At 46.9% G+C, this 258-nt stretch carries 1 protein-coding gene; it reads right to left on the bottom strand.

What is annotated here, in order from left to right; translation table 11 throughout:
- Positions 1-27 precede the first annotated feature (27 nt).
- A partial coding sequence (locus tag V5P19_RS23925) for a stress response translation initiation inhibitor YciH (RefSeq protein ID WP_334408047.1) occupies positions 28-258 on the bottom strand: 231 nt, incomplete at its 5' end.

Here is a 258-nt window from a genome sequence, read left to right as displayed (position 1 = left end):
CCACGGATATATCCGTGGCTTTTTATGTTAACCGCCTGCGAGTTTTACCTTCATCCCTTTCGCTTCAAGTAGTGATTTTAATAAATCACGCTTATCGCCCTGGATTTCAATAACTCCATCTTTAACTGCTCCGCCGCAGCCGCATTTTTTCTTCAGTTCCGCTGCAAGTTTTGTCAGTTCGGCATCATCGAGATCGACACCGGTAATCAGGCAAACGCCCTTACCTTTACGTCCACTGGTCTGACGCTGAATACGCAC

The organism is Enterobacter sp. UNJFSC 003, from assembly GCF_036903355.1.
Lineage (GTDB): Bacteria > Pseudomonadota > Gammaproteobacteria > Enterobacterales > Enterobacteriaceae > Enterobacter.
Note: the sequence above shows the minus strand (reverse complement) of the source record. Positions and strands in the feature narration are given on the sequence as shown.